Below are 26,980 nucleotides of genomic sequence, written 5' to 3' on the forward strand. Positions count from 1 at the left end.
CTCAAAGAACTGAGAAACAGGATATTGACTTTGATATCGTTAAAGTGCCTTCTGATAAGCTATTTGTTGGGGAAGAAGAGATTCAAACCCCTGGTGTTAAAGGCACTAGAACTATTGTTCACGAAGATACTATTGACAACCGAAACAATACTGTGATCTCGTCTCGCGTCATCTCTGACGAACAAACCGAACCTGTTAAACAGATCGTACTTGTGGGAACAAAACCACTTACTAGAACAGCTCAGCGAACTATTGAACTTTCTATTCCTTATGGTATTCAATCCATTTATGATGATAAATTGCCTAGTGGAACAAAAACGATTGTGGCCCCAGGTAAAGCTGGCCTTCGTACAATCATTATCGAAGAAGTTTTTGATGATAAAGGACAGATTATTTCTAGCAACATTCTCTCTTCTACAGTTACAATTACACCTACTGATGAAATTGTAAGAATAGGAACAGCTACTACTACTGCAACCACTCCAAATAATACTGACCAATTAAGTCAAGATAGTCAACAAAACCATGCAAATACTGAGCAAACTACTGTTGATAATACCAAAGTATTACCAAATACAGGAACAGAAAACAATCACTCTGTAGCAGTAACTGGTGCGCTAGCTCTATTTGCAGCCCTAGGTCTTACACTATTCAAACGTAAAGAAGAAGATAACGACTAAAGTATATGTCATTTACTCTTCAAGCTAGATAGTATATTTTAAAAAAGGATTGAAGTCTATATTTTATAGAATTCGATCCTTTTTAGTCAATTCTATGACACCTGCAGCAAGGCAGAAAAAGTCATATTTTATATAGAAGTAATTTGTCTCTTCTCTCTGGGAGTAAAAACTATAATATTCCTTGTTTTATAATTATCAAAACCTCAGTAACAAAAAAACTAGCCTTAAGGCTAGTTTTCTTTATACTATCTTAGCTCAATGCGTCATCCATTGAAAGAACTTCGTGGAAGACACGTTGTGTCAATTCAGTTTTTTGTTCTGGAGTGAGGTATTTAGTGTTTACACAGTATCCAGAGATACGTACGATAACGTCTTCACCTGACATAATCTTTTCGTAAACATCGTTCAAGTCCATAACGTTCAAGTTAACGTGTTGTCCACCGTTCTCAAAGTAACCATCAAGGATTGTTACCAAGTTATCAACTTGTTCGTCACGAGTCTTACCAAGAGCACGTGGAGAAACTTGAGTTGTCAATGAGATACCGTCAGCTGCGTAACCAAAGTCAAGGCTAGCAAGTGAGTTCAAGTTTTGCAACCATCCACCTTTAGCTTTGTTAGATGGGTTCGCACCTGGTGAGAAGAATTCAAGTTTAGACAAGTTCACAGAACCATCTTCGTTGAGGTATACACCTTTGTGGACTGGTGAGTTACCAGTTTGTTTAGAGTAAGCAACGTTAGATGTGATTGTCAAAAGTGATACAGTAGCTTCTGCGTCTTTGTATAGTTTGTGGCTACGTAGACGAGTTGTGTAAGCTTCGATCAACCATTCTGCCAATTCGTTTGAACGTGGGTCATCTTCACCCCAACGTGGGTATTCACCGATTGTTTCATAATCGTAGATATAGCCATTTTCATCACGGATTGGTTTAACTGTAGCGTACTTGATAGCTGACAATGTATCAACAGTATTAGCAAATCCACAGATACCGAATCCCATGTTAGCGCGTTGTTTAGTTGGCAAGAAGGCCATTTGAACAGCTTCATAGTTGTACTTGTCAGTCATGTAGTGGATGATGTTCAAGGCATCTACGTAAGTGTCAGTCAACCAGTCAAGAGATTTTTCGAAGTTGGCTTTAACTGATTCAAATTCGAGAACTTCGTCACGGATTGGTTCGATGTCAAATACTTTGTAGTCTTTGTGAACATCGTCGTAACCACCATTCAAACCAGTAAGAAGGGCTTTCAACACATTTACACGAGCACCGAAGTACTGGATGTTGTGGCGTTGTTCTTCGTTTTCTGGGTCAAGTGGTGACACACAGCATGAGATACAGCTCATTTCACCATATCCGTCTTTAGCCATTGTTGTTACACCTTCGTATTGGATAGAAGAGTGTTTGTGGCTCATGTGCATACAGTAGCGACGGAAGTTGTAAGGCAATTTGTCAGTCCAAAGAACTGTCAAGTTTGGTTCTGGTGAGTTACCAATGTTGTCAAGAGTGTTCAAGAAACGGTAGTCCATCTTAGTAACACGGTGACGACCGTCGTTACCCATACCAGCCATAGAAGTTGTGATGAAGGTTGGGTCACCTGAGTACAATTGGTCATACGCTTTTGTACGAGCAAATTTAACTGTACGAAGTTTCATAACGAAATCATCAACAAACTCTTGGATTTCTGATTCAGTAAATGTACCACGAGCAAGGTCACGTTCTGCAAAGATGTCCAATACTATTGGCACACGACCTAGAGATGTAGCAGCACCGTTAATCACACGGCAGACAGCCATGAAAGCGATGTTAACCCATTGGATTGCTTCTTTAACGTTCATCGCTGGTTTGCGAACGTCAACCCCGTAAAGGTCACCCAAGCGAACAACTTGTTGCAATGCTTGGTATTGAAGGTTGATTTCTTCACGAAGACGGATTGTTTCTTCATCGATTTCTTCGATTGAGTTCCAATCGTTTACCTTTTCTTGCATCAAGTAGTCCGCACCATAAAGAGCAAGACGTGCGTAAACACCAATGATACGTCCACGTGAGTATGCATCTGGAAGTCCAGTTACAGTGTGAGCGTGGCGAGCACGACGGATGTTTGAAGTGTAGGCACGGAAGATACCGTCGTTAACTGTTGTTACATATTTAGTGAAGATTTCGTGAACAGCTGGATCTGGTTCGTATCCATTTTCTTTCAAAGTAGTTTCAGCCATGCGGATACCACCTCTTGGCATGAAGTTCAATTTGAAGAGTTCATCATTTTGGATACCGAAGATCAATTCGTTTTCTTTGTCGATAAATCCGGCAGGAATATCAGCAATAGATGTTGGACGAGTGTCCATTGGGAAACGAGTTTCTTCGTAGTGAGCCTTAGTTTCTTCTACAATTTTTTTGATGTGAAGTGAACGTTCTGTTGGTCCAGCAAGGAAGCTTTCATCTCCATCATAAGGTGTATAGTTAGCTTGAACAAAGCGAGAAATACTTGCTTTTTCTTTCCAATCTACGCCTTTGAAGCCTTCCCAAGCTTTATCAAAAATGTCTTGTGCTTCAACAACTGTCTTAACAACCATGTTAATGTCCTCATTTTTCTTTCTAGTAACAGCCATCTGTTACATTCATGAGTCAAGTATACCATACAGTAACCGATTTCAACAAGCGAAATCCGGCTTTTTTGTTACTTTCTTTTCTAATACAGTCTATTTTCAGATACAATCTGTATTATATTTTTGAAAGTAGGATTACTCTTTTCCATTTTTTCAGAAAAAAAGGTATAATGATAGAAAATGACGCTAGAAAGGTGCAATAATGCTCATATTTCCATTGATTAATGATCTGTCAAGAAAAATCATCCATATCGACATGGATGCCTTTTTTGCTGCAGTGGAAATACGAGACAATCCTAAATTAAAAGGAAAACCTGTTATCATTGGAAGTGACCCTAGACAAACTGGCGGACGAGGAGTTGTTTCTACTTGTAGCTACGAGGCACGAGCCTTTGGTATTCACTCTGCCATGAGTTCTAAAGAAGCTTATGAGCGTTGTCCCCAAGCCGTCTTTATCTCCGGGAATTATGAAAAGTATAAGGCAGTTGGACTTGAGATTCGAGCTATTTTTAAACGGTACACTGATTTGATTGAACCCATGAGTATCGACGAAGCCTACTTGGATGTGACAGAAAATAAACTCGGTATCAAGTCAGCTGTTAAAATAGCTCGCCTCATCCAACAAGATATCTGGCAGGAGCTACATCTGACTGCTTCTGCAGGCGTCTCTTATAACAAATTCTTAGCTAAAATGGCTAGTGACTATCAAAAACCACATGGTTTAACAGTCATCCTCCCAGATCAGGCTGAGGATTTTCTCAAACAAATGGACATTGCTAAATTTCACGGTGTGGGCAAAAAAACAGTTGAACGCCTTCATGAAATGGGCATTTATACTGGCGCAGACTTATTGGATGTCTCAGAAGTCACTTTAATCGATCGGTTTGGCAGACTCGGTTTTGATCTTTATCGAAAGGCTCGTGGTATTCACAATTCTCCAGTCAAGTCCAATCGCATCCGCAAATCAATCGGGAAGGAGAAAACCTATGGTAAGATTCTCCAGAATGAAGAAGATATCAAAAAAGAGCTGACTCTTCTCTCTGAAAAAGTAGCTCACAATCTCAGCAAGCAGGACAAAGCTGGAAAAATCATTATCCTTAAAATAAGATATGCTGACTTCTCCACTCTCACTAGACGAAAAAGCCTCCCACAAGCTACACAGGAGGCTAGCCAAATTGCGCAAACTGCCCTTCAACTTTACGAAGAACTAGCTGAAAAAGAAAAAGGCATCCGTTTACTAGGAATTACGGTTACAGGATTTTAAATCCTCGGAGGGGGCATTGGTTTAAATCAAATGAGGTTGGAACAAAAGTGTTTCAGCCTCATTCTGTTTTAAAAATAATTCTTAGATCGTGATAGCTAACCACTAAAACAGTCTGAGGTACTATCTTAAATTGCTGACCAACATTCAGCAGGCTGTATCAATTTTATTCCCCTTTTAGACTCTAACAATTCCTAATTCAAGAAAGCTTCTTTCTCTTATTCCCTCTCTCTTTTACTAGAAAACTGAATGCTTTTGGGAAATATAGTTTAGTTTTATGCCCTACCGCATTTGTCCAAGGATATATACTTGGACTACAATATTTTTTGACAATTTATTAATGAAAAGGGGCAGTTGGTTTTAATTAAGTATTAACTCCATCACTTAAAACTAAAAATGTGAGATAGATTTCAAATAGTTTCTAGTAAAAAAAAGTTTTTATCATAAGTGGTAGGTGTTGACACCTTCATTTTTATTTGTTAAACTAGAAAATATAAAAAATACCGTCTGATCGGTTTTTTAAAAGAAAGGACTTAACATGAAAAAAACTATGCTAGAAAAAACAATCTATTCTATTGAAAAACAAAATCAACGAGTACGTCAACAACAAATACGTCATCACGAAACCATTCAAAAGCAAATAAAACTGCAAAAAGAACTGTTTTATCGATTAACACAAGGAGAGAGTGGTATCCGACATTCTCGTTTGGGAGTGAAATGTGGGTATGCTACAATCACTGGTGGCCTCATCACTACTTTGTTTAGTCCTTGGAATGGTTTAGGAATAATGACCATCGGTGGGATTTCAGTTCTCTCAAACTTGTATCAGATCAAACGTATAGAAGCAAAATTAAAAAAGTAGAGTGGTTTTCTTAAGAAGGAGGCTTGTTAGACGCTCAAATATTACCTTTTCTTCTTTTTTTGATAAAATAAATTTAATAAAACAGAGAGAAGGAACCCAATGGTGGCAAAAACAGAAAAATCTCAAGCAATGATTGAAAAAATTTTATCAACGGCTACACAGCTTTTTATTCACAACGGCTATGAAAAAACAAGTGTACAAAACATAGCGCAAACAGCTAGTATTTCAAAAGGAGCCATTTATCACCATTTTCAATCAAAAGATGAAATTCTTTTTGCAGTTTTAAAACAGCGTTATCAATTGATGGAAAAGGAATTGCTAGACTGGCTTGAATCCACCAGTCATTTAACTGGAAGAGAACAGCTCAAAGAAATCTTTCAGTTTAGTTTAAAAAGTCAGAAAACTAACTACAAAATGTTGAATCACGCGCCTCTTGATGCAGAGTTCATGCTGACTATTATCCGTTACAATCTGCGTATAGGAACTCCCCTTATTGCAGATATTATAAAAAAAGGGATAGAAGATCAGTCCATTCAACCCATCCCCTTCCCTAATGAAGCAGCCGAGACAATCTTGCTTTTGACTAACTTTTGGGTAGAAGGAAGTATTTTTGAAAATTCTTCCGAAAAAATTGTAGATCGGATCTATTTTTTACAATTTATGCTTCAATCCATCGGCTTAGATATTTTTGATGAATCTTTGATCCAAGAAATTTTAAGTCAATCAAATTAAATACAATCTTTTCGTTTACTTTTAAAACCGTAGACAAACGTCGGGCAAGGCGACATAATAAGGTAATATAAAATAAACTAAACGATTATAAAAAATAGGATAGTTCCCCAAATGTTTTTTTGGCGAACTATCCTATTTTATTCTATTTTCAACTTATACAAATAAACGTACAAAACTATAGAGCAACAAGACACTACCGAGTACAATACGGTATTTCCCAAATAGTGTAAAGTCGTGTTTTTTCACATAACTGGTCAAGAAACGAATAGCAACCATGCTGACCGCAAAGGCTACTCCCATGGCTACAAGAAGCAAGAATAGTTGACCATAACTCAAAACTTGACCTGCTTTAATAAATTTAAAAATCTTTAAAGCACTGGCTCCGAACATAACAGGAATTCCGAGATAGAAGGTAAACTCTGTTACGACAGAGCGACTTGTTCCATTCAACAACCCACCGACGATAGTGGCACCTGAACGACTTGTTCCTGGGAAAAGGGCAAGAACTTGGAAGAGACCGATGTAAAGGGCAGTTTTATAAGGCAACTTGTCTAGCTCTGTTACTGTTGGTTCAATGGCTTGCGCCTTATTTCGTTTTTCAAGATAGATAAAGGCAACCCCATAGATAATCAACATGATCGCAACCGAAACCATGTTATGGAAGTTGGCATCAAACCAATCATCTAGTTTAAAGACCAATAGCAAAGGCAAGGTCGCAACGAAAACCTTGGACCACAACTGCCACGTTCGACGAACTTCGACCTTGGTTTTACCAGGTTTGAAAGGATTGAGCTTGTTAAAGTAGATGACCACAACTGCTAAAATAGCACCGAGCTGAATGACAACATTAAACATGGACATGAAGGCTTCATTTTGGTCCTTGTATTGTACAAATTCTTCAACCAAAATCAAGTGTCCAGTACTTGAAATGGGCAACCATTCTGTAATTCCTTCAACAATCCCAAAAAAGATTGACTTCAAAATTTCAATAAAATACATACATTACTCCTTTTTCTGTCCTCTATTATAGCATAATTTCGGATGTTGCGATAGATTTTTTAGAAGGCGCCGATGCTACCACCACCTCCGCCTCCTGAGAATCCGCCACCAGACGAACCACTTCCAGAAGATACCGAGTAGTTGCTAGCTGTATTAGCGACAGCTGTGTATTGCTTGATTTGTGCAGTTGAGGCATGGAACTGTGTATGCCAACCGTAGGCTATATAGAGATTCAAATCTGGATTTTCTAGCTGAATATGACGTACTTTCATTAACTTGCTCACCTTCTTGGCATAACCAAAGAGAGTCGCATAGACTAGTAGACGATTCCAAAGGACGATGCTCTCTAGCTCGGCTTGATCCAGATGAGCAATATCACGAAGCATATTTTCAAAACTAGTCCAAAGATAGAAAATCTCCGCCCCTTCCTCTGTTAGAACTCCATCACGATAGGCGCCTCGCATCGCAAAATGAACCCAGAAACTTGCTGCCAGCCCTGTCAACCCCAAGAGAAGGAAAGGAATTGAGAAGAAACCGTGAGTCTGCCAACTATAGTAAAAGAAAAGTAAACCACCTAGAGCCGTTATAGCTGAACAGACCCGCATCCCAAGAGCAAGACGGCGTTCCTCACTTGTCAAGGGACGATAATAGCATGGAATACGAAGTACATGGACCTTATCCTTGACACAAGACTGAATGCGTTGAAGTCTTCTTTCAAAGGAACGCTTGAGGTGCAGACCTGTTTCTCGGATATGTTTTTCATCTGACTCTTTAGCTCCATGATACAAGCCAGATGAGACTTGGTAATCAGGGAATAAATCCGAAATAGCCAGTTCCTTCTTATTCGATAGGGTCATGCGCAGGCATTCCTTCTCAAAATTGGATAGGCCTTTTTCACTGATAATTCGTAGATAAGGTTCCTCATCACCTTGGAAAATAGATAAATGGCCTCGATCTACTAAATCCAACAAGGTTGCCTGAATCAAACGTTCAAAAGTAAATTTACCAAAACCCGATTTGTTTAGGGGATTGACTTCCTCTAAGGAAGTTGAATACACTGCTTCTGCTAGAACCATTGGAGGCAAATCCATCGGCGGTTCATAAAGCCTGTGGTCTTTTGGAAAGACCTTTTTAATGCTTGTACTCTGACGAAACATTCTATAAAAGATCGGAATTGGAAGTAAGAGACTCATAAAAATGATTGGGAAGACCCATTTCATCATTATCTCACTTTGAGCTTTTTCTGTCGCTATATTGCTTTCAATCCGGTTAAAATCGGTTAAACGTTCTTCCTCTAATCCTTGATCTGGAGCTCCTACAAAAGCACTTCTAGGCCAGTATGCGTGTAACTCGATTTGTCGCTTTCTAGGAAGATCTTTCATTTTGACATGATAGAGATTATTTGCTTTTTCAACACTAGAGTCCCTTAGGAGTTGGCCTGCATGAAAATAGAGTTTCTCCGCTGGAGTATCAGAGCTGACCTTGAACTCAATCTCTTTGATGTCTCCAGTACTATCAGTCAAGGGTTGCCAATTTAGCTCTGCGATATCCTTATATAAGAAGAGAAGATTTGATAGTTTCCAGGTGACCGTTACCCGAACAGTATCTCCAGCATATCCAGCATTGTAAATTTTTACCTTGTAGCCGTCCTCTTCCTCCATAGTATAGTAGGAAATATTTTGCACAATTTTTCCATTTTTAGAGACCTGAACGGTCGGGTCAGGATCAATAGCAAATCCTTCTGGCATTTTCCCAGCTTTGCCGAGTCCAACTAACTGACCATTATAATCATCACCAAAGCGGTAGGTGATTGTTTCCTTAAAAATTGCAGTATTATCTGCATGAATATTCAAATCACCTTGATAGGATAAGACATCAAAGTCTACCGCAAAAACCAAGCTTGGAATAAATAATAAACAAGTAAGAATCAAAGTCAGTAGCCATCTTTTCTTCATAACAATTTCCCTTTCAATCTTTTCCCTATTATATCATTTTTTATAAGTAAAGGCTTACTTGTATTGAAAATCTCACTATTTTTAGATACAATAGAGAGAAGTCATTTTTAGACTAGAAATAGGAGAAAACATGAAAAAATTATGCTTATCTGTGCTTGCTAGCCTAGCCCTCACACTGGGACTAGTTAGCCAGGTCCAAGCCGATGAATATCTACGCATCGGGATGGAGGCAGCTTACGCCCCTTTCAACTGGACCCAAGACGATGATAGTAATGGCGCTGTCAAAATTGATGGTACCAACCAATATGCCAATGGCTACGATGTCCAAATCGCTAAAAAGATTGCCAAAGACTTAGGTAAGGAGCCTTTGGTCGTTAAAACCAAGTGGGAAGGACTTGTCCCAGCCCTTACTTCTGGCAAAATCGATATGATTATTGCAGGTATGAGCCCAACGGCTGAACGCAAACAAGAAATTGCCTTTTCAAGCAGTTACTATACCAGTGAACCTGTTCTATTGGTCAAAAAAGACTCTGCCTATGCCAATGCCAAATCTTTAAACGACTTTAGCGGAGCAAAAATCACGTCCCAACAAGGTGTTTACCTCTATGATTTGATTTCCCAAATCCCTGGCGCCAAGAAAGAAACAGCCATGGGTGACTTTGCTCAGATGCGCCAAGCACTTGAAGCAGGTGTTATCGATGCTTATGTTTCAGAACGTCCTGAAGCCCTGACCGCTGAGTCTGCTAACGCTAAGTTCAAAATGATCCAACCTCAACCAGGTTTCAAAACTGGCGAAGAAGATACAGCTATTGCCATTGGACTTCGTAAAGATGACAGCCGCATCAGTCAAATCAATGCCAGCATCGAAACCATTTCTAAAGACGAACAAGTAGCTCTCATGGATCGGATGATCAAAGAGCAACCAGTAGAGGCGACAACAACGGAGGAAAACAGTAGTTTCTTTAACCAAGTCGTTAAGATCCTTTCTGAAAACTGGCAACAACTCCTGCGCGGCGCTGGTATCACACTCTTAATCTCCATTATCGGGACTATCACAGGCCTTATTATCGGGCTTGCAATCGGAGTCTTCCGTACAGCACCTCTATCTGAAAACAAGGCCATCTATGGCTTGCAAAAGCTACTTGGCTGGATCCTCAATGTCTATATTGAAATTTTCCGTGGTACACCAATGATTGTTCAATCTATGGTTATCTACTATGGAACTGCCCAAGCTTTCGGTATCAACCTTGACCGCACACTAGCTGCTATCTTTATCGTTTCAATCAATACGGGTGCCTACATGACAGAAATCGTCCGTGGAGGTATCCTAGCAGTTGACAAGGGACAATTTGAAGCCGCAACTGCTCTTGGTATGACCCATAATCAGACCATGCGCAAGGTTGTCCTACCTCAGGTCGTTCGCAATATCTTACCTGCTACTGGTAATGAGTTTGTCATCAATATCAAAGATACCTCTGTATTGAACGTTATTTCAGTTGTTGAGCTTTATTTCTCAGGAAATACTGTAGCAACACAAACCTATCAATACTTCCAGACATTTACAATCATTGCCGTGATTTACTTTGTCCTCACCTTCACAGTGACCCGTATTCTACGCTTCATCGAAAGACGTATGGACATGGATACCTACACTACAGGTGCTAATCAAATGCAAACGGAGGACTTGAAATAATGACTCAACCCATTCTTGAAATTAAACACCTCAAAAAGTCCTATGGGCAAAACGAAGTCTTAAAAGATATTTCTCTATCAGTCCACAAAGGAGAGGTTATCTCCATCATTGGGAGCTCAGGAAGCGGAAAATCAACCTTCCTACGTTCGATTAATCTACTTGAAACACCTACTGAGGGGGAAATTCTCTACCGAGGAGAAAACGTCCTTGCAAAAGGCTATGACCTTACTCACTATCGTGAAAAACTCGGTATGGTTTTCCAGTCCTTTAACCTCTTTGAAAACCTCGATGTTCTCGAAAATACTATTGTCGCCCAAACGACTGTCCTCAAACGAGAACGCTCTGAAGCTGAAAAAATTGCCAAAGAAAATCTTGAAAAAGTTGGTATGGGGGAACGCTACTGGCAAGCCAAACCGAAACAACTTTCTGGTGGGCAAAAGCAGCGTGTAGCCATCGCCCGCGCCCTCTCCATGAATCCTGATGCCATCCTCTTTGACGAACCAACGTCTGCTCTGGATCCAGAAATGGTTGGTGAAGTCCTTAAAATCATGCAAGACCTGGCTCAGGAAGGATTGACCATGATTGTCGTAACCCACGAAATGGAGTTCGCCCGCGATGTCTCTCACCGTGTTATCTTTATGGATAAGGGCGTCATTGCTGAAGAAGGCAAGCCAGAAAACCTCTTCACGAACCCTAAAGAAGAACGGACGCGCGAGTTTCTACAACGCTATCTCAAATAAGATAAAAGACTGCATAAAGAATGCAGTCTTTTTTAGTAATTAGGAAAAAGAAAGACAGATCCGCTTTAAGAATCTGCCTGTAAGCGTGGTTTAATCTTCAAATTTTTCATGATTTTTTTCATAGAAATCAATTAAACCTAGGGCTGTTTCAAATGAAATATTTTTCACTTTCGCACGTCCTTGAGCTAAAGCAATGATAGACATCTCACGCGCATTCGTTTCCTTAGAAATACGATACCCTGTAATTTTCTTGTCACGAACCCAGCTGACAACTGATTCTACTTTTTCGAAGTTAGATTTAGCCATATTTCTCCTCCTATTTTATTCTTTACAATTTTTTATTGTAAACGTTTTAATAGTGTTTGTCAATAAAAAAACATATATTCGTCCAAACTATAATATTCTGCATATTTTTATTTGGCTTTTAAAGCCGATAATATATGAGTTCTTATGTCCTCAACTCCATTAGGATTCGCTGGTAGGAAGATTGTATTATTACCCTCTTTATCTGCAAAATTATTCAATGTATCTAAGTACTGGTTCGTTAATAGGATCGACATGATTTGTTCTTCAGTTAGTTCGACATTGGCTCCTTTTAACTCTTGGATAGAATCAGCAAGTCCGTCAACAATCGCTTTACGCTGCTCTGCAATCCCTACCCCATGTAGGCGATCTTTTTCTGCTTCTGCTTCTGCTGCGGTCACGATCTTAATCTTATCTGCTTCAGCAAGTTCTTGCGCTGCAACTCTTTTACGTTGTGCAGCATTGATTTCATTCATTGATTGTTTTACTTCAGCATCAGGTTCAACCTTAGTAATCAGCGTTTTGACAATAATATACCCATATGTAGACATTTCTTCTGCTACTTGTTTTTGAACTTCTAATGCAATTTCATCTTTCTTCTCAAATAACTCATCTAAGGTTAACTTGGGTACAGATGAACGTAAAGCATCTTCGATATAGGATTTAATCTGGGCTTCTGGACGCATCAATTTATAATAAGCATCCGTAACGTTGTTTTCATTAACTCGATATTGAGTAGCCACATTCATCGTCACAAATACATTATCCTGCGTCTTAGTTTCTACAACGATTTCACTTTGCAACAATCGTAGTTGGACTCTAGCCGCAATCCTATCAATTCCAAAAGGAGCTCGTACATGAATACCACTATTACTCAACTTTTGGTATTTACCAAAGCGTTCAATAATAGCGACAGATTGTTGCCGTACTACATATACAGAACTAATTACAATCGCTGATACTATCAGCACTAGAAAAAATAGAACAAGTAAAACATGTAAAACCATGGGAATCTCCCCCTTTCATCACCCTCATTATAGCACCATCATATTAATTACGCAAATAATATGATAATAAATTTATTTTATTTTACACCAACATATTATACAAAGTCTCATTCCCATTCAAATTAATATAAGATGGGTCAAACTTTTCCATCCGACGAATCAAGCCATTATAATCATGCTTATCCGCAAGAGCAATCCCAATCAAGACTGGCCCTGTCCCCTTGCTGGCCCGTTTGATATACTCAAAACGAGTAATATCATCATGTGGTCCCAAGATATCATTTACAAACTCTCGGAGAGCCCCTGGACGTTGTGGGAAATTGACTACAAAGTAATGCTTGATACCATCATAAATCAAGGCACGCTCTTCCATTTCCGGCATACGGTTAATATCGTTATTGCCTCCAGAAATGACGCAGCAGATTGTTTTGCCTTTGATATAGTCCGATAGAACTTCCAAGGCTGCAACACTGGCAGCTCCAGCCGGTTCGGCGACAATCCCTTGCTTGGAATAAAGATCAATCAAGGTCTCAGAAATCAAGCCTTCATCCACTCCTATAAGAGTTTCAACATTCTGACGTGTCGCTTCATAGGTCAACTGTCCAACTTTCTGTACAGCTATACCATCAGCAAACTTGTCGATTTCCTTTAATTTAACTGGCTCTCCAGCTTCAAAAGCAGCCTTCATCGAACGGGCACCATTGGCTTCAACACCAATGACTTCCATTTCCGGATTTGTTTCCTTGATATAGGTAGAAACTCCCGCAATCAGACCTCCACCACCGACTGGAACGAGAACAGTGTCAAAGTCGATTGACTCTTTCCGAGCATCTTCTAAAATTTCATAGGCAACTGTTCCTTGTCCTGCCTGAACGTGGATGTCATCAAAAGGATCAATAAAGGTTCTATTTTCTGAAACAGTGAACTCTTGGGCTGCCTTAGCCGAAGCGTCGAAAGTATCTCCGACCAATTTGATCGTCACATAGTCACCTCCAAAGAAGCGAACTTGCCCAATCTTTTGTTGAGGCGTTGTGATGGGCATAAAAATTGTCGCAGGAATTTTCATCTCGTTACAAGTGTATGCGACACCTTGAGCATGATTCCCCGCCGATGCACAGACCACACCACGCCCACGTTCTTCTTTTGTCAACTGTGAAATGGCATAATAAGCTCCACGAATTTTAAAAGAGCGAACTCGTTGCGCATTTTCCTTTTTCAGATAGATCTTAGCTCCATACTTTTCTGATAAATAATGATCATATTCCAGTGGTGTATTCACTACTACACCACTTAAAACTTTGTGGGCTTTCACCACATCTTTTGCACTTAGCATGTCTCCTCCTCAAATACTTTACAAGGTAAAAAGCAAGTTAGGTACCCCCAACTCGCCTTCTGTCTTTATTCTAAGAATTAGTTATAGATTTTGAAAGCATCATCATCGTTTTTACCAACGAATGGCATTGCTTTACGTAGTTCTACACCAACTTTTTCAATTTCAAGATCTGCAGCTTGCTCACGGTAAGCAGTCAATTTTGGACGACCAGCCTTGTAGTCATTGACAAAGTCATTGGCAAACTTGCCATTTTGAATATCTGCAAGAACAGCCTTCATGTTTTCTTTGACTTGGTCAGTAATGACACGTGGACCTGATACGTAGTCACCAAACTCAGCAGTGTTTGAGATAGATTGACGCATTTTCTTAAATCCACCCTCATAGATCAAATCAACGATGAGTTTCATTTCGTGAAGGACTTCAAAGTAAGCCAATTCTGGTGCATAGCCAGCTTCTGTCAAGACTTCGAAACCAGCTTCCATCAAAGCAGTCAAACCACCGCAAAGAACCGCTTGTTCACCAAAGAGATCTTCTTCTGTTTCTTCCTTGAAGCTTGTTTCAAGAAGACCAACGCGTGCTGAACCAACACCCTTAGCCCAATCCATAGCGATATCTTTGGCATTTCCAGTAGCATCTTGGTAAACTGCGTAAAGGGCTGGAACACCGAATCCTTCTTCAAAGGTACGACGTACCAAGTGACCTGGTCCCTTAGGCGCACACATAAAGACGTCTACACTCTCTGGCGCTTTGATAAATTTGAAGTGAATGTTAAAGCCATGAGCAAATCCAAGTGCGTTACCAGCTTCCAAGTTTGGAGCTACTTCTTCAGCATAAAGGTCTGCTTGAATTTCGTCTGGTGCCAAAATCATGATCACATCAGCCAACTTAGTCGCTTCTGCTACTGTATAAGTGTCAAAACCGTCTTCTTTGGCTTTATCAAAAGATTTACCTGGACGCACACCGATGATCACATCGTGTCCTGTATCACGCAAGTTTTGCGCATGAGCATGACCTTGTGATCCATACCCAATTACGGCGATTTTTTTACCGTCAAGTGCTGCTACTTTTACATCTTTTTCGTATTCCATTTGTACTGCCATAGTTTTTCTCTCTTTTCTATTATTTATTGCCTTTTAGACTTGTTTAACAAATTTAAGTTGTTTTCTTATACTCAATGAAAATCAAAGAGTATTAGTCACGGGTAAATCCAGTTGCTCCCGTACGAGCAATATTCCTAATTCCATAAGGACGGATTACTCGCAAGAGTGCCTCACTCTTTTCAGCATTCCCCGTCATCTGGATCGTAATCGAGCTTGGAGCCACATCCACCACCGTTGCCCGGAAAGGTTGAATAATAGCCAAAATTTCTGCACGCTTTTCAGCAGGCGCTGACACCTTCACCAAGATGACTTCTCTTTCCAAGTGTGGTTTATCTGTAATATCCCGAATGCGAATCACATCGATCTGACGGTTGAGTTGCTTGATGATTTGCTCGACCTCATCATGAGAAGCCACATCAATGATGATGGTAATCCGTGAAACGTTTGGATCCTCAGTCGCACCGACCGAGATACTCTCAATATTGACCTGACGGCGAGAAAGGACACCCGTAAAACGGTTGAGTACTCCTGAGCGGTTTTGTAGTCTTGCTGTTAACATTCTACGCATGGAACTTCACCCCCAACATCTCATGATTGCTCTTCCCAGCTGGTACCATTGGTAAAACCTGTTCCTTACGAGAAATATCCACCTCGATAAACATCGGTACATCCTCCAGAATGACTTCTAGATCCTTCTCTATCGTCTCTGGATTATCAAATTTATAGTTTTTGATGCCGTAAGCCTGTGCCATCAACTGGAAGTCAGGAAGGGTATCAAAGACTGACTCGGAAGTTCTACCCTCATAGAAGGATTCCTGCCACTGACGAACCATTCCTAGTGAGTGGTTATTTAGCATCACTACCTTAATCGGTACCTTGTAAATGTTTAGGATGGCTAGTTCCTGGTTGGTCATTTGGAAGCCACCATCACCGACAAAAAGAACTACTTCTTTTTCCGGATTGGCAATCTTAGCTCCGATAGCTGCAGGAACTCCAAATCCCATGGTACCCAAGCCACCAGATGTGACCAATTGGCGTTCATTCTGATATGGGTAATACTGGGCTGTCCACATTTGGTGTTGGCCAACGTCAGTAACGACAATAGCATCCCCATTCGTCAACTCACCGATGCGTTCAATGACTGCCTGCGGTTGAACCACACGTTCTTTCTTATCATAAGAACGAACACGGTTCTTGTCCTTGGTGACTTTGTCAATCCACTTTTCAGTATTGTTATGAACAGTTGGTTCTGCTAGTAGCATCTGCAAGGCTTTCTTTGCGTCCCCAACCACTGGAATGTCTGCACTGATAATCTTACCAATCTCTGCTGGATCAATATCGATATGAGCAACCTTGGCATTTTTAGCAAAGGTCTTAGGATTTCCAGTCAGACGGTCATCGAAACGGCAACCAATACTAATCATAAAGTCTGCCTCGGTCATGGCAATATTAGCTGCGAAAGAACCATGCATGCCTCCCATTCCGAGGAAGAGTGGATGGCTTGTTGCAATTGTACCTTGTCCCAAAAGACTGGTAACGACTGGAATTTGATAGCGTTCAGCAAATTCATTCAGTTCTTTAGAAGCTTCTGCATAGCTGATACCACCACCTGCCAACAAAACAGGTTTCTTAGCCTTAGACAATTGTTTCAAGATTTTCTTGATTTGCATGTCGTTTGGTTCTATCGTCGGTTGATAACTTGGCAAATGCACTTCAGGCGAATAGATGAAGTCTGTTTCGAGGGCAGATACATCCTTAGGCAAGTCAATCACGACTGGACCCGGACGACCTGTGGTCGCAATATGGACAGCTTCCGTAATGATACGAGGAATGTCAGCTGTCTCACGAACTTGGTAATTGTACTTGGTAATGGGCATGGTAATACCGACAATATCCGCCTCCTGAAAGGCATCCTTCCCAATTCCCGCTCGAGCGACTTGTCCGGTAAAGACCAAAAGGGGAACGCTATCACTCATGGCATCCGCAATCCCTGTAATGGCATTTGTTGCTCCTGGTCCACTTGTGACGACTGCGACACCCAACTTTCCAGTTGATTTGGCATAACCTTCAGCTTCGTGCAAACAGCCTTGCTCATGACGACCCAAAATGTGACGAATACCTTTGAAATTATAAATCGCATCATATAAAGGCAAGACAGCCCCACCAGGATAACCAAATATGGTATCAATTCCTAAATCATGGAGGGTTTCCAAAACTAGGTCCGATCCCGTCTTAGGAGCGTCTAAACTAATTTTCTCCATTGTTCCCCTTTCTCTTCTCTTAAAAAAATAGCTTGTTACTATCATACCATTTTTTCAAATATTTTCAAGACAAAAGTATCAATTTTCTGAATTTTCTATCTTAGAGTGTATTTATGAATGTTTTTCTAATTTTTATTAACAATTTAAACAAAATCGGATTCTTTATTAACTTTCATTTATTAACTTTCTCTATTTTTTTAGTAAATAGACTTTCTAAAATCCTTACTAGATTTCTTTCATTTTGCAAATATAGACATACAAGATGCTTGAGAAAGGCATAAAAAAGGAAGCCACCAAGTGACTTCCTTCTAGAGCGACGACTGATTAGTCTTCACCTTTGTTTTTCTTAATGATTTCTTCTTGTACTGACTTAGGTACATCTTCGTAGTGGTCAAATACCATCATGAAAGTACCACGTCCTTGTGATGCTGAACGAAGAACAGTTGCGTAACCGAACATTTCAGCAAGTGGAACGTAAGCACGAACGATTTGGCTGTTACCGTGAGCTTCCATACCATCTACACGTCCACGACGAGCAGTTACGTGACCCATAACATCACCAAGGTTTTCTTCTGGAACAGTGATGGTAACAAGCATCATTGGCTCAAGGATAGCTGGTTGTGCTGACTTAGCAGCTTCTTTAAGGGCAAGTGAAGCCGCGATCTTGAAGGCAGTTTCAGATGAGTCGACATCGTGGTATGAACCATCGTAAAGTTTAGCTTTAACGTCAACCATTGGGTAACCTGCAAGAACACCGTTAGCCATAGATTCTACCAAACCTTTTTCAACCGCTGGGATAAATTCACGAGGAACCACACCACCGACGATTGCGTTTTCGAATTCGAATCCTTTACCTTCTTCGTTTGGAGTAAATTCAATCCATACATCACCGAATTGACCTTTACCACCAGACTGACGTTTGAAGAATCCACGTGCTTGAGTAGAAGCGCGGAATGTTTCACGGTAAGATACTTGAGGAGCACCTACGTTCGCTTCAACTTTGAACTCACGACGCATACGGTCAACAAGGACATCAAGGTGAAGTTCACCCATACCAGAGATAACTGTTTCACCAGTTTCAACGTTAGTTTCAACGCGGAATGTTGGATCTTCTTCAGCCAATTTTTGAAGGGCGATACCCATCTTATCTTGGTCAGCTTTAGATTTTGGCTCAACCATCAATTGGATAACTGGTTCTGGAACGTTGATTGACTCAAGGATGATTTTAGCTTTTTCATCTGTCAATGAGTCACCAGTTGTAGTGTCTTTCAAACCAACGGCAGCAGCGATATCACCTGAGTAAACAGTGTCAATTTCTTGACGGCTGTTAGCGTGCATTTGAAGGATACGTCCGATACGTTCACGTTTACCTTTAGAAGTGTTCAATACGTATGAACCTGATTGAAGAACACCTGAGTATACACGGAAGAATGTCAAACGACCTACGAATGGGTCAGTCATAATCTTGAAGGCAAGAGCTGCAAATGGCTCTTCGTCAGATGCAGGACGAGTTTCTTCTTCGTCTGTATCTGGGTTGATACCTTTGATCGCTGGGATGTCAAGTGGGCTTGGAAGGTAGTCGATAACCGCATCAAGCATCAATTGAACACCCTTGTTCTTGAAGGCAGAACCACACAATACTGGGAAAAATTCAACGTTGATAGTCGCTTTACGGATAGCAGCTTTCAATTCTTCGTTAGTGATTTCTTCACCTTCAAGGTATTTCATCATCAAGTCTTCATCAGTTTCAGCGACTGCTTCAACCAATTTTTCACGGTATTCTTGAGCTTGGTCAAGGTATTCAGCTGGGATGTCTTCTTCAAGGATATCTGTACCAAGGTCGTTAGTATAGATTTCAGCTTTCATCTTGATCAAGTCGATGATACCGCGGAAGTCATCTTCAGCACCGATTGGCAATTGGATTGGGTGTGCGTTTGCTTGAAGACGGTCGTGAAGTGTGCTTACTGAGTAAAGGAAGTCAGCACCGATTTTGTCCATTTTGTTAGCAAATACGATACGTGGAACTCCGTACTCAGTTGCTTGACGCCAAACTGTTTCAGTTTGAGGCTCAACACCTGATTGTGAGTCAAGAACAGTAACCGCACCGTCCAATACACGAAGAGAACGTTGTACTTCGATTGTGAAGTCCACGTGTCCTGGTGTGTCGATGATGTTTACGCGGTGGTTGTTCCATTGAGCTGTTGTCGCAGCAGATGTGATAGTGATACCACGTTCTTGCTCTTGCTCCATCCAGTCCATTTGTGACGCACCTTCGTGAGTTTCACCGATTTTGTGGATTTTACCAGTGTAGTAAAGAATACGCTCAGTAGTTGTTGTTTTACCGGCATCGACGTGAGCCATGATACCGATATTACGAGTTTTTTCAAGTGAAAATTCGCGTGCCATGAGGTTTGTTTCTCCTATTTATTTTAATTTCTATTCTATTATAACACGATTTTAATAAAAACGGATAGGCAGGACCTACCCGTTCTCAATGTTTTCATGTTATGTGTTGGTTTCAACTTGTGAGATGGGAAGTTGAATTTTAGCTAACACTAATCGATTTAGCTAATTTGAACCCGAGCGAGGCCCGCTGCAAAAAAGATAAACTGCTTTGTGTTCATGGAACACTGCATCAGTTTTCTATTTTTGCCTGGGGCCTTTGCCGCTCTTGGTATCATGATCTTACCAACGGAAGTGTGCGAAGGCACGGTTAGCTTCAGCCATACGGTGAGTGTCTTCACGTTTCTTAACTGCTGCACCAGTGTTGTTCGCAGCATCCAAGATTTCTTTTGCAAGACGGTCTTGCATTGTGTGTTCACCACGAAGGCGAGCAATTGTTACCAACCAACGAAGTCCAAGTGTTGTACGACGTTCTGGACGAACTTCAACTGGGACTTGGTAGTTAGATCCACCAACACGACGTGCACGTACTTCAAGTACAGGCATAATGTTTTCCATAGCTGTTTCAAATACTTCAAGTGCATCGTTGCCAGTAGCTTCTTTGATTTGCTCAAAAGCACCGTAAACGATTGAAGCAGCTGTACCACGTTTACCATCAAGCATAACGCGGTTGATAAGACGAGTAACTAGTTGTGAATTGTAAAGCGGATCTGGCAATACGTCACGTTTTGGAGCTCTATTTTTACGACTCATTTCTCTTTATCCCCTTTCCTTATGCTTTTGGACGTTTAGTACCGTATTTAGAACGGCCTTGTTTACGATCGTTAACACCTGCAGTATCAAGTGCACCACGGACGATATGGTAACGTACCCCTGGAAGGTCTTTTACACGTCCACCACGAAGAAGCACCACGCTGTGCTCTTGCAAGTTGTGTCCGATACCTGGGATGTAGGCAGTAACTTCGATAAGGTTGCTCAAACGTACACGAGCAAATTTACGAAGGGCAGAGTTAGGTTTTTTAGGTGTCATTGTTCCCACACGAGTTGCAACACCACGTTTTTGTGGTGAAGAAACGTTTGTTTGAACTTTTTTATGACTGTTGTAACCAACGTTCAAAGCTGGTGATTTAGATTTTTCTACTTTTGATTTACGCGGTTTGCGAACCAATTGGTTAATTGTAGGCATCTACATTCTCCTGTGTTTTTTTATTTTTGGTGATGATACACTTGGTGACAGCTACCATCTGTGTGTACTTTTGCAACATTTGTCAGCACGTCCCTGTACACTTTTGAGAGACCAAAAGTAAAAAGTACCGTCTATTATTGTAACACATTTTTTCTATCCTTGTCAATATTTTTTCGTTTTTATTCTGATCTTTTAACTCTTTGACACTAATTCTTACCGCTTTTCCAAACCAGAAAAGGAGGCAGTTTTGCCTCCTCCTTTCTGGTATGGATTTCCTTCTATTCAAGTTATCGTTTCGGATTTTTTAACCCTTCTTATCAAAGCCAACCTGATTCTTTTGCGATGTTAGCTGCCTCTGTTCGATTGCCTGCATTTAGCTTGGAAAGAATATTGGTGACATAGTTTCGGACAGTTCCGTTTGATAGATAGAGTTGTTCTGCAATCTCTTGATTGGATAAGCCCTGAGCAATTCCCTTTAAGACAGCAATCTCTTGTTCTGTCAATGGATTGGGATGCGTCATAACCACTTCCATCAATTCAGGCGAATATTCCTTGCGCCCTTCTAGAACAGTGTGCAAGGTTTGCATGAGGTCTGCAATGCTTCTTTCTTTCAAGACATAAGCATCCACTCCAGCCTTGACCGCACGTTCAAAATATCCGGGGCGTTTGAAGGTCGTTACTACAACCACCTTTGTTTCTAGCTTTTCTGCTCGTATCCACTCCAAGACTTCGAGGCCTGTCTTAACAGGCATTTCTACGTCAAGAATGGCTATATCTACGGGCTCCTTTTCTAAGAGTTGGATTGCTTCTTGGCCATCCTTGGCTTGTAGGACAGAATATACATCTGGTTGAAAGGTAAGCAACTGGCACATAGCATCTCGCAACATACTTTGATCTTCTGCAACAAGTAATTTCATCTTAATTTCTCTCCTTATAAGGTAGCCGAACCTGCACTTCAGTCGGATGTTTCTGACTGATCACCTTTACTTCTCCTGAAAAAGGAAGGACACGGTCTCGAACGGTATGGAGTTCATCTCCTTTTAGTGAAGCAAAGCCACAGCCATCATCTCTCACTGTTAGGATGAGTTCTTTCTCAGTTCGTTCTAATTTCAAGTAAGCTTTCGATGCTTTAGCATGCTTGATGATGTTGGTCACTAACTCAAGCAAAATCATGGAGGCCGTTGATTCTAATTCCTGAGTTAGGCTAGCTGTATCTAGTTGGTGATTGATTTCCGTTTCAATTCCTGCAATTTCCAGCATTTTTTTAACAGTCGCAAACTCGGAAGCAAGGGTTCTTGTTTTAAGATTTTCGATAATTGTACGGACTTCATTCATGGATTCTTTACTGATTTGATGAATTTCTTTTAATTCTTTTTCCACTTGAGGATAGGCCTGCATTTGAAGAAGCTGGAGGGCAAGGTCCGTCTTCACACTCAACATGGCAAAGGTATGACCTAGGCTGTCATGAAGATCCTGACCGATACGACTGCGTTCGTTTTCAGCCAAGAAAAGATTGAGCTTGGCATTTTGTTTCATCTTTTCTTCTTTTAGCTCTTCTGTTATCCGAATCCGATAAAGACCGAAGGTCAAGGCATCAGAAACGATAAAGGTCACCAAGAAAAAGAGGAGGTGCCAGGGACTAACTTGATCAACCATATAGATTCCAGTTAAAATCATCGGTTGTAAGACAACAAAACTGACAAAACGCCAAGAGTGGAAAGAAACCTCATCCAGCTCATAAATAAGGAGATTAGATAAATAAAAGATAAACCAAGCAAAGCTCGCATTCAGCCAGACGGAACTGTAAAAAATGTAGGCAAGCATGATCCACCAAGCCAGCCACTGCACGGTGCGATTTTGACTGACTAAAACCGAATAAAAAGCTAGGACAAATAGTAAGGTCCATAACAAGGTTAAAAGCGGGTACTCTCCAACGATGACACCCGCTATAGGAAAGATGATAAACACTATTGAAATATGAAACATATAATGCGTGTTTTTTAATTTTTCCAACAATTTATTTTACCTCAATCCGTTTTTTGAGCTGGATTACCAGGACACCAAAGAAAACTGTATAGCCTATTACAACTAGGGCGGAAAGAATATTAAATTCATGGTGTTCCAAATAGGAAGAGACAACCTGCATCAGTTGATAGGTTGGAGTCAGTTTTCCAATAGATTGGAGCCATTCTGGGAAGGAACTCAAAGGGAACCAAAGTCCACCTAGGACAGCCAAAGCAATATAGGCAATATTTCCAATAACCGTCATCAATTGAGCACTGGGAAGCAAGCTCACCAAGACTCCCATGCTGATAAAGACCACACTTCCGACCAGCAACATAACTCCAATCACCAACCAATCAAGCCAAGGCAGGGTCACTCCACGGACAAAATGACCAACCGAAAAGACAACTATAATTGATAACAAGAAAGTCAGTAGCGTACTGAACAGTTTTGATACATAATATTCTACCATAGAAACAGGAGAATGTTGAATCAATTTTTGCCAGTTGTTTGTCTTGTCAGATTCGAGTGTGCTAGGGATACTGAAAAAGGCGCTTGACATGATACTAAAGAGCGTCATGGCAAAAAGATAGGCTTGAAGAACAATTTCTGGAACATCTGACCCTGACATCATACCAGAAAAGATAAGATAAAACACACTTGGGAGTCCGATGGATAGCAAGTAGTAGACGGCTTGCCGTTTCATCAGAATGATTTCCACTTTCATGAGACTTGTCATATTTTTCATCGTCAATCTCCTTTAGTCTTGAGTCGTTTCGAAGATACTGTCTAAGAGAGTTCGATTGCGAACTTCAATTTCTTCGATCGTGCAACCCTGTTTTTGCAAGACTTCCCATACCTGGCTAGCTTCTTTGGTTGTGAAGGAAAGAGCATTTTGCTTGATTTCAATCTCTTGAACCTGGTCCAAAGTGCTGATAACTTCCTGATAAGTTAGAGGTACCGTAAAATGCTTTTCTTGTTCTTCACCACGCATGGCATAAGGCGTTGTGTCACGAATTAATTGTCCCTTGTGGAGGACCAAGATGCGGTCAGCCGTATGCTCTACCTCTTCGATATAGTGAGAAGAATAGACAATGGTCACGCCATTTTGCTTCAACCGATCGACAATCTCCCAAAAATGCTGACGTGTCGAGGTATCCATGGCAGCAGTTGGTTCATCTAAGAAAAGAATTTTCGGACGACCGATTAAAGTCAACACGAAAGAGAACAAGCGTTTTTGCCCACCAGACAACTTGCCCGCTAGCTGATTTTTCTGCTTTTCCGAAAATCTTAACAGATCATCAATTTCTTTGTCTGAAAGACTGTCGGGATAAAGTGACTTGAAAAATGATAGGAGTTCTTTCACTTTCAAGCTTTGGACAACTGCATTTTCTTGAGGCAAAACAGAAATAAGCTGCTTTAATCGAGGATCTGTTGGCGCAAAGCCTTGAATGGCTATTCGACCTGAGCTCATGAACTTGTCGCCCAAGAGGCAATCAATCAAGGTTGTTTTTCCAGCTCCGTTAGGCCCAATCAAGGCGACACATTCACCATCGTTGATTTCAAAGGAGATGTTCCGCAAGATCTCCTTGTCTTTTATTTTCTTACTCAATTTCTCAACTTTAATCACAGTCATGAGATTCTCCTTTCAACCACTTCATTCCCATAGGGAAAACAACGAAAATCATAAATCCAAAACCCCAAGCACCACGAATAAATTGGCCAAGCAAGGTTTGGTCAAACCAACCAGTAAACATTTCCACTAACCATACCAAGAGTGACAGGCCGATAAAGAGATAGATGATTGTTTTTTTCATTCCTCAAACTCCTTTTTCACATCTCTGACTAATTTCAAACCTTCTCTGACAAGCCAAGACATCATCCCAAAGCCAGCAAATAGCTCCCAAGGAAAATGATAGAAACCCTTGTCCAATCCTGAAAACATAAGATAGGTCATAACTCCTGCTGCTACTAAACTCACTGCGACAATCATTTTATTTTTCATTTCTTCTTCCTCCATTTCATACTTCAATTATAGTCTTTTGAAGTTAGCGTAGCTAGATGCTTCTGTCACTAGGAAATATGACAAATGTCATAAAAAAAGAACCGATTTCTCGGTTCTTAAAAATGATTAGTCTGATTCATCGTTTCGTTTCTTTTTACCTAGCAATCCAAGTGTCATGACACCTGCTAGGGCTGTCAGAATTCCTAGATTTTTCAAACCATCTTCTTGACTTCCTGTATTTGGAAGTTGATTTTTTTCTACAGAGATGTTTTGAGTCAATTGATCTGGTTTCGAATCAGCTACTGAAAGTTCTTTTTTATCAGACGGCTTCACTTGCTCTGGAAGTTCTACTACTGTTGGAGTATAGAATCCTGAAAGGATATTTCCATTGCGATCTTTACGGATCACTTTTACACCTTTGGCTTGTCCTACAAAGTCTGCCTCAGGAGTAAAGGTGACAGTGCCATCTGGCGCAATCGTGTAAGTTCCTTCACCTGGAACGACTTTTTCAGTTGTTCCATCTTCAAAGGTTGGTGGAACTGTCAGATCGACATCACCTGTAAAGTTTGGTTTACCAGTCTGAGTTTGACCTTTAAGACCTTCTGATGTCGCATCACTCACTTGTGTTTGTCCAAGGACAGTTGGTGTGTAGCGAGCAGTAACTACATTTCCATACATATCCAAACGTTTCACAACCAATCCTTTAGCTGTACCAACAAAGTCTGGTTCTGGAGTAAAGGTAATCTTCTTACCATCTTTATCAATTGTATAGCTTCCTTCACCCGGAACAACCATAGTCGTGCTACCATCCTCAAATGTTGGTGGAACAGTCGAATCGATATGTCCTTCAAACACTGGTGTTGCCACTTGTGGTTGGCCTTTTGCTCCTGTAGAAGCCGTGTCATGACCAATAGATGGATCTACAACTGTTGGGCGATAGCTTGCAGTAACTGGAGTACCATTCTTGTCCTTACGGACAATCGTTACGCCGGTTCCTTTTCCTACAAAGTCTGCCTCTGGCATGAAAGTGACGGTGCCGTCTGGTGAGATTGTATAAGTTCCTTCACCTGGAATCACTTTTTCAGTTGATCCATCTTCAAATGTTGCTGCCACTGTTTCATCGATTGGAACAAGCGGATTACCACCTTGGAAGATTGGAGTTCCTGTTTGAACAAGCCCCTTAATGTTAACTGAAGAAGTATCTTTACCAGTTGGTGTTACTTTCGTAAACTCTGGGCTGTAAGTCGCAGTGACTGGGGTGCCATTCTTATCCACACGCTTCACTGTAACTGGAGCTGGGTTTCCAACAAACTGTTTATCTGGAGTGAAAGTTACAGTTCCGTCTGGTGCAATCGTGTAAGTTCCTTGACCTGGAATAGATTTCTCTTTACTTCCATCTGCGAAGGTTGGCTCTACTGTTTCATCGATTGGAACCAGTGGGTCACCACCTTGGAAGATTGGGGTACCAGTTTGTGGAACACCTTGAGGACCTGTGCTCGTTGCGTTAGTGCTGGTTGGAACTACTTCTTTCACCACCGCTTGGTACTTGACAATAACAGGAGTGCCGTTGGCATCCACTCGAGTCAATTCAAGTTCTGGTGTTTCACCCTTGAACTGCTTATCTGGCGTGAAGGTCACCTTACCGTCTGCGTTCACTTTGAACGTACCAACATTTGGTACTTCTTTCACAGCTGTACCATTGTCAAATAGTGGAGTCGAATCAGCTGGGAATGGAACTGAGTCATGGCCTGGAGTGAAGGTCACTTTACCTTCTTGGACCTGACCTTGAAGTCCTTCTGTCTTATCTCCCGTACCAGTTGGAGTTACCTTCGTAAACTCTGGGCTGTAAGTCGCAGT

The 26,980-nt window shown here is 40.9% G+C and carries 24 protein-coding genes and 1 pseudogene; 6 read left to right on the top strand and 19 right to left on the bottom strand.

Going from position 1 to position 26,980, the window contains the following annotated elements; genetic code table 11:
- The coding region (locus tag MK409_RS08815) for a G5 domain-containing protein (protein WP_268706032.1) at positions 1–680 on the top strand (680 nt) is incomplete at its 5' end.
- Between the two features lie 250 nt (positions 681–930).
- Here MK409_RS08815 and pflB read toward each other — a convergent pair.
- Complete coding sequence (gene pflB / locus MK409_RS08820) at positions 931–3,246, bottom strand: formate C-acetyltransferase (protein ID WP_268706044.1); 2,316 nt, start codon at positions 3,244–3,246, stop codon at positions 931–933.
- A 235-nt stretch (positions 3,247–3,481) separates the two neighbouring features.
- Between pflB and dinB the strand changes: the two genes are divergently transcribed.
- The 3 genes from dinB to MK409_RS08835 all read left to right on the top strand — a co-directional run bounded on the left by dinB (position 3,482) and on the right by MK409_RS08835 (position 6,134).
- Complete coding sequence (gene dinB, locus MK409_RS08825; protein ID WP_268706033.1) at positions 3,482–4,543, top strand: DNA polymerase IV; 1,062 nt, start codon at positions 3,482–3,484, stop codon at positions 4,541–4,543.
- Positions 4,544–5,078: 535 nt separating this feature from the next.
- On the top strand, positions 5,079–5,402 hold the full coding sequence (locus MK409_RS08830; RefSeq protein WP_268706034.1) for a hypothetical protein: 324 nt from the start codon (positions 5,079–5,081) through the stop codon (positions 5,400–5,402).
- A gap of 99 nt (positions 5,403–5,501) precedes the next feature.
- Positions 5,502–6,134: a TetR/AcrR family transcriptional regulator gene (locus tag MK409_RS08835; protein WP_129313470.1), complete on the top strand. Its 633-nt coding sequence runs from the start codon at positions 5,502–5,504 to the stop codon at positions 6,132–6,134.
- A 153-nt stretch (positions 6,135–6,287) separates the two neighbouring features.
- Here the strand turns inward: MK409_RS08835 and MK409_RS08840 are convergent, their stop codons facing one another.
- Positions 6,288–7,133 (bottom strand): undecaprenyl-diphosphate phosphatase, encoded by an 846-nt coding sequence (locus tag MK409_RS08840; protein WP_268706035.1) that lies wholly within the window; start codon positions 7,131–7,133, stop codon positions 6,288–6,290.
- A gap of 59 nt (positions 7,134–7,192) precedes the next feature.
- Positions 7,193–9,088 (bottom strand): DUF2207 domain-containing protein, encoded by a 1,896-nt coding sequence (locus MK409_RS08845; RefSeq protein WP_268706036.1) that lies wholly within the window; start codon positions 9,086–9,088, stop codon positions 7,193–7,195.
- A 130-nt stretch (positions 9,089–9,218) separates the two neighbouring features.
- Here MK409_RS08845 and MK409_RS08850 point away from each other — a divergent pair, with 130 nt between their 5' ends.
- Both MK409_RS08850 and MK409_RS08855 read left to right on the top strand, forming a co-directional pair.
- Positions 9,219–10,781: an ABC transporter substrate-binding protein/permease gene (locus MK409_RS08850; protein WP_268706037.1), complete on the top strand. Its 1,563-nt coding sequence runs from the start codon at positions 9,219–9,221 to the stop codon at positions 10,779–10,781.
- Complete coding sequence (locus MK409_RS08855) at positions 10,781–11,521, top strand: amino acid ABC transporter ATP-binding protein (RefSeq protein ID WP_268706038.1); 741 nt, start codon at positions 10,781–10,783, stop codon at positions 11,519–11,521. The genes MK409_RS08850 and MK409_RS08855 overlap by 1 nt, the downstream gene beginning before the upstream one ends.
- Before the next feature lie 90 nt (positions 11,522–11,611).
- On the opposite strand, the gene MK409_RS08860 is transcribed toward MK409_RS08855, so the two are convergent.
- From MK409_RS08860 to MK409_RS08935, 16 genes and pseudogenes are all read right to left on the bottom strand, one after another.
- On the bottom strand, positions 11,612–11,827 hold the full coding sequence (locus MK409_RS08860) for a hypothetical protein (protein ID WP_001130043.1): 216 nt from the start codon (positions 11,825–11,827) through the stop codon (positions 11,612–11,614).
- Between the two features lie 107 nt (positions 11,828–11,934).
- The gene (locus tag MK409_RS08865; RefSeq protein ID WP_000242872.1) at positions 11,935–12,831 is read right to left on the bottom strand and encodes an SPFH domain-containing protein; all 897 of its coding nucleotides are present in this window, start codon (positions 12,829–12,831) and stop codon (positions 11,935–11,937) included.
- 82 nt (positions 12,832–12,913) lie between these two features.
- Positions 12,914–14,164: a threonine ammonia-lyase IlvA gene (gene ilvA / locus MK409_RS08870; protein ID WP_000947310.1), complete on the bottom strand. Its 1,251-nt coding sequence runs from the start codon at positions 14,162–14,164 to the stop codon at positions 12,914–12,916.
- Between the two features lie 77 nt (positions 14,165–14,241).
- Entirely contained in the window at positions 14,242–15,264 is a 1,023-nt protein-coding gene (gene ilvC, locus MK409_RS08875) for a ketol-acid reductoisomerase (protein WP_000290689.1), read from the bottom strand.
- A 91-nt stretch (positions 15,265–15,355) separates the two neighbouring features.
- On the bottom strand, positions 15,356–15,832 hold the full coding sequence (gene ilvN, locus MK409_RS08880; protein ID WP_001253812.1) for an acetolactate synthase small subunit: 477 nt from the start codon (positions 15,830–15,832) through the stop codon (positions 15,356–15,358).
- Positions 15,825–17,525 (bottom strand): acetolactate synthase large subunit, encoded by a 1,701-nt coding sequence (locus MK409_RS08885; RefSeq protein WP_049536788.1) that lies wholly within the window; start codon positions 17,523–17,525, stop codon positions 15,825–15,827. The genes ilvN and MK409_RS08885 overlap by 8 nt, the downstream gene beginning before the upstream one ends.
- A gap of 324 nt (positions 17,526–17,849) precedes the next feature.
- On the bottom strand, positions 17,850–19,931 hold the full coding sequence (gene fusA, locus MK409_RS08890; protein WP_000090339.1) for an elongation factor G: 2,082 nt from the start codon (positions 19,929–19,931) through the stop codon (positions 17,850–17,852).
- A 279-nt stretch (positions 19,932–20,210) separates the two neighbouring features.
- Complete coding sequence (rpsG, locus tag MK409_RS08895) at positions 20,211–20,681, bottom strand: 30S ribosomal protein S7 (RefSeq protein WP_000087873.1); 471 nt, start codon at positions 20,679–20,681, stop codon at positions 20,211–20,213.
- A gap of 19 nt (positions 20,682–20,700) precedes the next feature.
- Positions 20,701–21,114, bottom strand: a complete 414-nt coding sequence (gene rpsL / locus MK409_RS08900; RefSeq protein WP_001142332.1) for a 30S ribosomal protein S12 — start codon at positions 21,112–21,114, stop codon at positions 20,701–20,703.
- Positions 21,115–21,431: 317 nt separating this feature from the next.
- Positions 21,432–22,031: a response regulator transcription factor gene (locus MK409_RS08905; protein ID WP_268706039.1), complete on the bottom strand. Its 600-nt coding sequence runs from the start codon at positions 22,029–22,031 to the stop codon at positions 21,432–21,434.
- 1 nt (position 22,032) lies between these two features.
- Entirely contained in the window at positions 22,033–23,130 is a 1,098-nt protein-coding gene (locus MK409_RS08910; RefSeq protein WP_268706040.1) for a sensor histidine kinase, read from the bottom strand.
- A gap of 1 nt (position 23,131) precedes the next feature.
- Complete coding sequence (locus MK409_RS08915) at positions 23,132–23,866, bottom strand: ABC transporter permease (protein WP_268706041.1); 735 nt, start codon at positions 23,864–23,866, stop codon at positions 23,132–23,134.
- 12 nt (positions 23,867–23,878) lie between these two features.
- On the bottom strand, positions 23,879–24,754 hold the full coding sequence (locus MK409_RS08920; protein WP_268706042.1) for an ABC transporter ATP-binding protein: 876 nt from the start codon (positions 24,752–24,754) through the stop codon (positions 23,879–23,881).
- Positions 24,741–24,935 carry a hypothetical protein gene (locus tag MK409_RS08925; RefSeq protein WP_268706043.1) on the bottom strand — a complete coding sequence of 65 codons (195 nt, stop codon included), beginning with the start codon at positions 24,933–24,935 and terminating at the stop codon, positions 24,741–24,743. Before MK409_RS08925 ends, MK409_RS08920 begins: the two co-directional genes overlap by 14 nt.
- A complete protein-coding gene (locus MK409_RS08930) occupies positions 24,932–25,138 on the bottom strand; it encodes a hypothetical protein (RefSeq protein WP_000390702.1) in 207 nt (68 codons plus the stop codon). Before MK409_RS08930 ends, MK409_RS08925 begins: the two co-directional genes overlap by 4 nt.
- A gap of 111 nt (positions 25,139–25,249) precedes the next feature.
- A pseudogene (locus MK409_RS08935) lies at positions 25,250–26,980 on the bottom strand (YSIRK signal domain/LPXTG anchor domain surface protein); the annotation flags it as partial.

This window comes from Streptococcus oralis, assembly GCF_026782375.1.
GTDB lineage: Bacteria > Bacillota > Bacilli > Lactobacillales > Streptococcaceae > Streptococcus > Streptococcus oralis_CL.

Bases quoted from the DNA above. Each gene is read 5' to 3' on its own strand.
- pflB (WP_268706044.1), bottom strand. From the start codon at position 3,246: ATGGTTGTTAAGACAGTTGTTGAAGCACAAGACATTTTTGATAAAGCT.
- dinB (WP_268706033.1), top strand. From the start codon at position 3,482: ATGCTCATATTTCCATTGATTAATGATCTGTCAAGAAAAATCATCCAT.
- MK409_RS08830 (WP_268706034.1), top strand. From the start codon at position 5,079: ATGAAAAAAACTATGCTAGAAAAAACAATCTATTCTATTGAAAAACAA.
- MK409_RS08835 (WP_129313470.1), top strand. From the start codon at position 5,502: ATGGTGGCAAAAACAGAAAAATCTCAAGCAATGATTGAAAAAATTTTA.
- MK409_RS08840 (WP_268706035.1), bottom strand. From the start codon at position 7,133: ATGTATTTTATTGAAATTTTGAAGTCAATCTTTTTTGGGATTGTTGAA.
- MK409_RS08845 (WP_268706036.1), bottom strand. From the start codon at position 9,088: ATGAAGAAAAGATGGCTACTGACTTTGATTCTTACTTGTTTATTATTT.
- MK409_RS08850 (WP_268706037.1), top strand. From the start codon at position 9,219: ATGAAAAAATTATGCTTATCTGTGCTTGCTAGCCTAGCCCTCACACTG.
- MK409_RS08855 (WP_268706038.1), top strand. From the start codon at position 10,781: ATGACTCAACCCATTCTTGAAATTAAACACCTCAAAAAGTCCTATGGG.
- MK409_RS08860 (WP_001130043.1), bottom strand. From the start codon at position 11,827: ATGGCTAAATCTAACTTCGAAAAAGTAGAATCAGTTGTCAGCTGGGTT.
- MK409_RS08865 (WP_000242872.1), bottom strand. From the start codon at position 12,831: ATGGTTTTACATGTTTTACTTGTTCTATTTTTTCTAGTGCTGATAGTA.
- ilvA (WP_000947310.1), bottom strand. From the start codon at position 14,164: ATGCTAAGTGCAAAAGATGTGGTGAAAGCCCACAAAGTTTTAAGTGGT.
- ilvC (WP_000290689.1), bottom strand. From the start codon at position 15,264: ATGGCAGTACAAATGGAATACGAAAAAGATGTAAAAGTAGCAGCACTT.
- ilvN (WP_001253812.1), bottom strand. From the start codon at position 15,832: ATGCGTAGAATGTTAACAGCAAGACTACAAAACCGCTCAGGAGTACTC.
- MK409_RS08885 (WP_049536788.1), bottom strand. From the start codon at position 17,525: ATGGAGAAAATTAGTTTAGACGCTCCTAAGACGGGATCGGACCTAGTT.
- fusA (WP_000090339.1), bottom strand. From the start codon at position 19,931: ATGGCACGCGAATTTTCACTTGAAAAAACTCGTAATATCGGTATCATG.
- rpsG (WP_000087873.1), bottom strand. From the start codon at position 20,681: ATGAGTCGTAAAAATAGAGCTCCAAAACGTGACGTATTGCCAGATCCG.
- rpsL (WP_001142332.1), bottom strand. From the start codon at position 21,114: ATGCCTACAATTAACCAATTGGTTCGCAAACCGCGTAAATCAAAAGTA.
- MK409_RS08905 (WP_268706039.1), bottom strand. From the start codon at position 22,031: ATGAAATTACTTGTTGCAGAAGATCAAAGTATGTTGCGAGATGCTATG.
- MK409_RS08915 (WP_268706041.1), bottom strand. From the start codon at position 23,866: ATGAAAAATATGACAAGTCTCATGAAAGTGGAAATCATTCTGATGAAA.
- MK409_RS08920 (WP_268706042.1), bottom strand. From the start codon at position 24,754: ATGACTGTGATTAAAGTTGAGAAATTGAGTAAGAAAATAAAAGACAAG.
- MK409_RS08925 (WP_268706043.1), bottom strand. From the start codon at position 24,935: ATGAAAAAAACAATCATCTATCTCTTTATCGGCCTGTCACTCTTGGTA.
- MK409_RS08930 (WP_000390702.1), bottom strand. From the start codon at position 25,138: ATGGAGGAAGAAGAAATGAAAAATAAAATGATTGTCGCAGTGAGTTTA.